This window comes from Citrobacter sp. wls714, assembly GCF_005281025.1.
GTDB lineage: Bacteria > Pseudomonadota > Gammaproteobacteria > Enterobacterales > Enterobacteriaceae > Citrobacter > Citrobacter werkmanii.
On record NZ_SZWZ01000039.1, the window covers coordinates 40,876 to 46,875 of the forward strand.

At 42.1% G+C, this 6,000-nt stretch carries 7 protein-coding genes and 1 other RNA gene; 5 read left to right on the forward strand and 3 right to left on the reverse strand.

Annotated features, from left to right (window positions below; translation table 11 throughout):
• The first annotated feature begins 35 nt into the window (after window positions 1-35).
• Together ssrA and FDX11_RS10160 are read left to right on the forward strand one after the other, a co-directional pair.
• Window positions 36-399: a transfer-messenger RNA gene (gene ssrA, locus FDX11_RS10155) on the forward strand.
• Window positions 400-602: 203 nt separating this feature from the next.
• On the forward strand, window positions 603-1,844 hold the full coding sequence (locus FDX11_RS10160; protein ID WP_007870243.1) for an integrase: 1,242 nt from the start codon (window positions 603-605) through the stop codon (window positions 1,842-1,844).
• Window positions 1,845-1,902: 58 nt separating this feature from the next.
• Here FDX11_RS10160 and FDX11_RS25435 read toward each other — a convergent pair whose 3' ends face one another.
• Entirely contained in the window at window positions 1,903-2,157 is a 255-nt protein-coding gene (locus FDX11_RS25435) for a hypothetical protein (protein ID WP_244586576.1), read from the reverse strand.
• A 20-nt stretch (window positions 2,158-2,177) separates the two neighbouring features.
• Complete coding sequence (locus FDX11_RS10165) at window positions 2,178-2,780, reverse strand: hypothetical protein (protein ID WP_249360724.1); 603 nt, start codon at window positions 2,778-2,780, stop codon at window positions 2,178-2,180.
• Window positions 2,781-2,905: 125 nt separating this feature from the next.
• Here FDX11_RS10165 and FDX11_RS10170 point away from each other — a divergent pair, with 125 nt between their 5' ends.
• The 3 genes from FDX11_RS10170 to FDX11_RS10180 all read left to right on the forward strand — a co-directional run bounded on the left by FDX11_RS10170 (window position 2,906) and on the right by FDX11_RS10180 (window position 5,417).
• Window positions 2,906-3,118 carry an AlpA family transcriptional regulator gene (locus FDX11_RS10170; RefSeq protein WP_001618769.1) on the forward strand — a complete coding sequence of 71 codons (213 nt, stop codon included), beginning with the start codon at window positions 2,906-2,908 and terminating at the stop codon, window positions 3,116-3,118.
• A gap of 126 nt (window positions 3,119-3,244) precedes the next feature.
• A complete protein-coding gene (locus FDX11_RS10175; protein ID WP_001618770.1) occupies window positions 3,245-4,660 on the forward strand; it encodes a YfjI family protein in 1,416 nt (471 codons plus the stop codon).
• Between the two features lie 130 nt (window positions 4,661-4,790).
• Complete coding sequence (locus FDX11_RS10180) at window positions 4,791-5,417, forward strand: inovirus Gp2 family protein (RefSeq protein WP_001618771.1); 627 nt, start codon at window positions 4,791-4,793, stop codon at window positions 5,415-5,417.
• Window positions 5,418-5,489: 72 nt separating this feature from the next.
• Here the strand turns inward: FDX11_RS10180 and FDX11_RS10185 are convergent, their stop codons facing one another.
• The gene (locus tag FDX11_RS10185; protein ID WP_249360725.1) at window positions 5,490-5,993 is read right to left on the reverse strand and encodes a HigA family addiction module antidote protein; all 504 of its coding nucleotides are present in this window, start codon (window positions 5,991-5,993) and stop codon (window positions 5,490-5,492) included.
• Window positions 5,994-6,000 lie beyond the last annotated feature (7 nt).

Consider the following 6,000-nt stretch of genomic DNA (forward strand, 5'->3'; position numbering starts at 1 on the left):
GTGTCACAAGTCTGTTATACTTGCTCTAACACATTGGGGCTGATTCTGGATTCGACGGGATTCGCGAAACCCAAGGTGCATGCCGAGGGGCGGTTGGCCTCGTAAAAAGCCGCAAAAAAATAGTCGCAAACGACGAAAACTACGCTTTAGCAGCTTAATAACCTGCTCTGAGCCCTCTCTCCCTAGCTTCCGCTCTTAAGACGGGGATCAAAGAGAGGTCAAACCCAAAAGAGATCGCGTGGATGCCCTGCCTGGGGTTGAAGCGTTAAAACTAATCAGGCTAGTCTGGTAGTGGCGTGTCCGTCCGCAGGTGCCAGGCGAATGTAAAGACGAACTAAGCATGTAGTACCGAGGATGTAGGAATTTCGGACGCGGGTTCAACTCCCGCCAGCTCCACCAAAATTCTCCATCGGTGATTACCAGAGTCATCCGATGAAGTCCTAAGAGCCCGCACGGCGCAAGCCCTGCGGGCTTTTTTGTGCCCTCACTTTGTCCCGCGAAGTCCGAAGAGAACTAATTAAATCCGAACCTTTTAGGCCCATTGATAGGCCCAACGAAAAGCTCTATTGTTTTCGTTGGGCCTAAACGCATGGAGACTCCCCATGGCAAGAAAAACCAAGCCGTTAACCGATACGGAAATCAAAGCCGCCAAACCTAAAGATGCCGATTACCAGCTATATGATGGTGACGGGCTTACTCTGTTAATCAAGTCCAGTGGTAGTAAGCTCTGGCAATTCCGTTACTATCGACCTCTGACAAAACAGCGAACCAAGCAAAGCTTCGGAGCCTACCCTGCTGTCTCCCTTTCTGATGCGCGTAAACTCAGAGCTGAATCTCGAGTTTTATTGGCGAAAGACATTGATCCTCAGGAACATCAGAAAGAGCAGGTTAGAAATTCTCAAGAGGCTAAAACCAACACTTTCCTGTTAGTTGCCGAGCGTTGGTGGAATGTGAAGAAAGCCAGCGTAACAGAGGACTATGCCGATGATATCTGGCGCTCGCTTGAGAGAGATGTTTTCCCAGCAATCGGTGATATCAGTGTCACCGAGATTAAGGCTCATACTCTGGTTAAAGCAGTGCAGCCGGTTCAGGCCAGAGGTGCATTAGAGACTGTTCGCCGCCTTTGTCAGCGTATTAACGAAGTCATGATTTATGCTCAGAACACAGGCCTAATTGATGCTGTTCCCAGCGTTAACATCGGGAAAGCATTCGAGAAACCGCAGAAGAAAAACATGCCTAGTATCCGCCCGGATCAACTTCCACAATTAATGCAGACTATGCGCACGGCAAGTATCAGCCTGTCCACACGATGCCTATTCATGTGGCAGCTTCTCACCATTACCCGCCCTGCCGAGGCCGCTGAAGCTAGATGGGATGAGATCGATTTTGATGCTAGCGAATGGAAAATCCCTGCTGCACGAATGAAGATGAACCGGGACCATACGGTTCCACTATCCGATGAGGCCCTCTCTGTTTTGGAAATGATGAAGTCACTTAGTGGTGGCCGAGAATTTATCTTTCCCAGTCGCATTAAGCCTACCCAGCCGATGAACAGCCAGACAGTGAATGCAGCCCTTAAGCGTGCTGGTTTAGGAGGCGTACTCGTTTCACACGGCTTACGTTCTATCGCCAGTACGGCACTCAATGAGGAAGGATTTCCACCTGATGTCATTGAAGCAGCACTTGCTCATGTAGACAAAAATGAGGTACGTCGCGCTTATAATCGCAGTGATTATCTTGAGCAACGTCGTCCGATGATGCAATGGTGGGCTGATTTTGTAAAAGCAGCAGATAGCGGCAGTATCGTTAATAGTGGGGTTAGGGGAATACGGCTTGTGGGATGAATCCTTTATCAGCACCCATAATGGGTGCTGATAATTCAACTATTAATAATACGGGCTTTTATCCTGTGACTTTCTTTTTTCTAGCAACTGTATTATCTAAAGCCAATTTGATACTTTCAATATTTCTTGACCAGTTTTTAATAATAGTATCTTCCAAAGCATCTTGGCTCATTGTTGCGATACGATATTTTTTACTTTCATTATTAATGTCAAAATTTGACTCTTTAATAAAGTCCCACAAAGGATCAATGAGAGCATTTACCGCAGCTGCTTTACTTTTCCACCCACCTTCAGGAACAGATTCATTGATCAAATAAACAAGTTTATCTTGAATTACTCGATATACTTCCGCTTTACTGCTCCCACCTTGTTTTCCGGCTTTAGCTCTAACATGGGATATTTTTTTTGAGCACATACAGAAACATGAAACCATGACATACCAATACATCTATCAAATAATTCAGAAGATTTAATGAATGCTTTAATAGCAACACACTCATTCTCTGACATAACTGATTTTCCCCATTGATAAGACATCGAGGCAAAAAATAGATGTGATTTAAACACATCATTAATTAAAAAAGGATCCTGAATAAGATGAGAAAATGTTCCCCTGAAAATACGTGACTTTAACTCTTTCCAGCATTCCTGAACTGGATCATATAATTCAGCATATTCCTCTATTAATTGACCCACTCTGTCACCAGTACAATATTTATACTCTTCATGAGATGGAGCACTATACAAAACCACACGTGTTCCTACCTTATCAGAATTCCAGAACTGATCTCGCATTTCGCTTAGTTCCTTCAGTATCGCAGGATAACTTTCGCTGAGCATATCAATGTATATGTCCCAATCACATTCGACCATCTGCCCAGAAAGACAAACCGATTTTTGACTAATTTCTTCGCAAAACTCAATCGCTGTCAACATAAAAACACCAAATATCAATTAGTTAAGTGTTGTAAAAAATGTATTTTTGGTACGCGGATTTTTTGCATTAATGCTTGCCGCTAATCTTTCTACAACCAAAATGAACTAACGAGAGGCAATCAAGCATGAACAATCCATCAACCGTTAGGATACTCCGCTTACCTACGGTAATCCAAAAAACTGGTATGGCAAGGGCAACAATCTACGACTGGTTGAACCCCAAATCACCGCGTTACGACGCTTCCTTCCCCAAAAAGCGAATGCTCGGAGTGAAATCTGTTGGATGGGTTGAATCAGAGATTGATGAATGGCTATCGCAACGCAGCAAACTTATTTGAAGTAATTACCTAACATACATTCAAAATGTTGTAATTAGAGTTATTTCATCCTGCTATTTCTGCTATTAATAGCGGAATAACAACTTGCGCAGAATTTTTTAACGTGAATTGTATTAGAGGTATTATATGTTTAACGGTCATCCTTTTCCTGTAAATGCGTTCCCTCAGATTATCAGAAATGCAATTTATGAAGTGGAACAGCATACGCAGGCCCCTCAAGGTTTGATTGCTGCTTCTGCTCTTGGGGTAATATCTCTTGCCTGTCAGAACCGGATTGATGTTTGTCGACTTACTAATCTACGTAGCCCAGTATCACTTTACTTGCTGACACTTGCAGAATCTGGCGAACGGAAAAGTACGGTTGATAAAATGCTGATGAAGCCATTATATCAACTGGAGGAAGAATTATTTGATAAGTACACGCATGCTCTTAATACCTGGCGAAGTGATGAAGAAATTTTTAATTTTGAAAGAAAAGCACTGATGTCAAAACTCAAATCAGATATTCGCCGTAACAAAGATCATCTGGCGACAAATGAACAACTTAAAGCGCTGTTGGCGTCGCACCAGCAACCACCGATCAGGTTCAAGCAGATATTTAATGATGCCACTCCTGCGGCTATTAAAGATTACCTCTGTGGTTATTGGCGATCTATCGGTATCATGTCTGATGAGGCTGGCACTATTTTTAACGGTTACACGCTGAACGAACTGCCTTTCATCAACAAAATGTGGGATGGCGCAACATTTTCAGTGGAAAGGAAAAGTGAGCCAGAGAAATTAATCAGAGATGCCAGACTGACGCTAGCACTTATGGTTCAGCCTGATGTGTTTAAAGGTTATCTGCAACGTAAAGGCGATACAGCCAAAGGGATCGGTTTTTTCGCTCGATGTCTCATATGCCAGCCTGATTCAAAGCAAGGTTCCAGAAGAATCTCCAGCCCCGTTGTTTCAAGCGAACATTTGCCGGTATTCCATCAACGACTGATGGAGATAGTTAACGAAAGTATTGCCAGAGATAATCAAAATGATCGTCTTTGCCTGCGATTTTCTGTAGAAGCAGAAAATCGCTGGATCGAATTTTATAACAAGGTGGAGTCAGATATGGGCTTACTCGGCACCTTATCAGATTTTAGAGACTATGCATCTAAGGTCGCAGAAAATATGGCCAGAGTGGCCTCTCTGCTGCATTATTTTAATGGCAATGATGGAGATATATCTCTTTCTGCAGTCGAAGATGCTGTGAAGATAACTACCTGGTATGTTAATGAGTACATCCACATATTTTCTAAACCTCAGGAATTAACGCCCGCAATCTCGGAGGCGGATGAGCTTTATTGGTGGATAAAAAATCATTGTAACCGCCTTGTTGTACCTTACATTACTAAAAATACTGTTCTCCAATATGGTCCTAATAAATTTAGAAAGCGTAGTAAAGCAAATGAATTACTCGGTATGTTGTACTCTCAAAATAGAATACTAGTGGCAAAGAAAGGCAAAACCACATTGATAACCATAGCTGGTTTAAACCCCGTGCTTTGATGATAACAAATGATTTTAATTCAGGAGTAAAAACAAACACCGAGCCCAGTCCGGCTAATAGTTTGTTATCATGATAGGTAATATATATTGTATATATTACCTACACCAATATCAATAAATAGGATACAATATGACATACGATAGTGAATTCGGATCACACGTATCCCTATATCGGGATAGAATACAACAGGTTATTGATGACTCCCTCAACGAACATCCTAACTCAATGATTCTTCGTGTTGATCTGCATGATCCAATTGATACAGAAAATATGGATAACCCATTCTTTCAACCCAGAGTTGACTCTGGTGCTATATCTCGCTTTACCAGTGCGTTAAAAGCAAAGCTTGAACACGATAAGCATATTAAAACTCAACGAAAAGACTGGCCTGATACCCGACATTCAACCTTACGTTACGCATGGGTCCGAGAATATACCAAAAATGGAAAACGGCATTACCATCTGATATTGTGTTTCAATCAGGATGCTTATTATCATTTGGGGGATTATGACTTAAAGCGTAACACGTTACGTACAATGATAACAACAGCCTGGTACAGTGCACTTGGCATCCCGATAGATGACTCTGGGAAGCTAGTTAATTACCCATCAAATGGAAAATATCTCCTAAATCGTAAAAGGGACAACTTTGAGCAGACTTATAGCGATTTGATGAACAGGGTGGATTACATGACCAAAGTAAGAACTAAAATAGTCGGTGATGGGGACCGTAATTTCGGCTGCAGTCGCGGGTAATTTATTTTTTACAGCAATGGCCTTTCTTATGGATGGAAAGGCCAAACCCATCAGTTAAAGATGGTTGTTTTACTATAATCCAACGACCTCATCCCCGATATTAGTCAAAATCATTAATTCTTTAATCTCTCGTTGTGCCAACTGTAATTCAAACTGCTCTTGAATTAACATCCACTTCGACCAACTTCCACCGACTACATGCGATAATCGGAGTGCCATAGCTTTCGTCAGTGAAACTGAACCGTTCAACAATTCAACTATCTCTTGCTCGCGACATCCCATGTAAACCGAAAATTTATTCAGTCCTATATTTGATACCGCTAGTATTTCGGCCAGTTTAATGCCGGGATGATCAGGAAGTAAGGTCATGCCGTATTCATCCTGATAAATTCCATAAATAGAACAGCCAGTTTCTCTCAGTTCTCGTAAATTCTTCCCTGCAAACTTCAGCTCGTGTGAAAGCCCGAGAAACTCACCAGTAAATTCATATTCTGCTTCAGGCCTATGGTGGCATTTGATCAATGCAAATGCCGCCCCTACTTTCTCAACTGTTACAGGGAAGGTGCGAATAAGCAGGTCATTT

What these genes read in the sequence shown, in the direction of transcription:
- FDX11_RS10160 (WP_007870243.1), top strand. Translation starts at nt 603, where the DNA reads ATGGCAAGAAAAACCAAGCCGTTAACCGATACGGAAATCAAAGCCGCC.
- FDX11_RS10165 (WP_249360724.1), bottom strand. Translation starts at nt 2,780, where the DNA reads ATGTTGACAGCGATTGAGTTTTGCGAAGAAATTAGTCAAAAATCGGTT.
- FDX11_RS10170 (WP_001618769.1), top strand. Translation starts at nt 2,906, where the DNA reads ATGAACAATCCATCAACCGTTAGGATACTCCGCTTACCTACGGTAATC.
- FDX11_RS10175 (WP_001618770.1), top strand. Translation starts at nt 3,245, where the DNA reads ATGTTTAACGGTCATCCTTTTCCTGTAAATGCGTTCCCTCAGATTATC.
- FDX11_RS10180 (WP_001618771.1), top strand. Translation starts at nt 4,791, where the DNA reads ATGACATACGATAGTGAATTCGGATCACACGTATCCCTATATCGGGAT.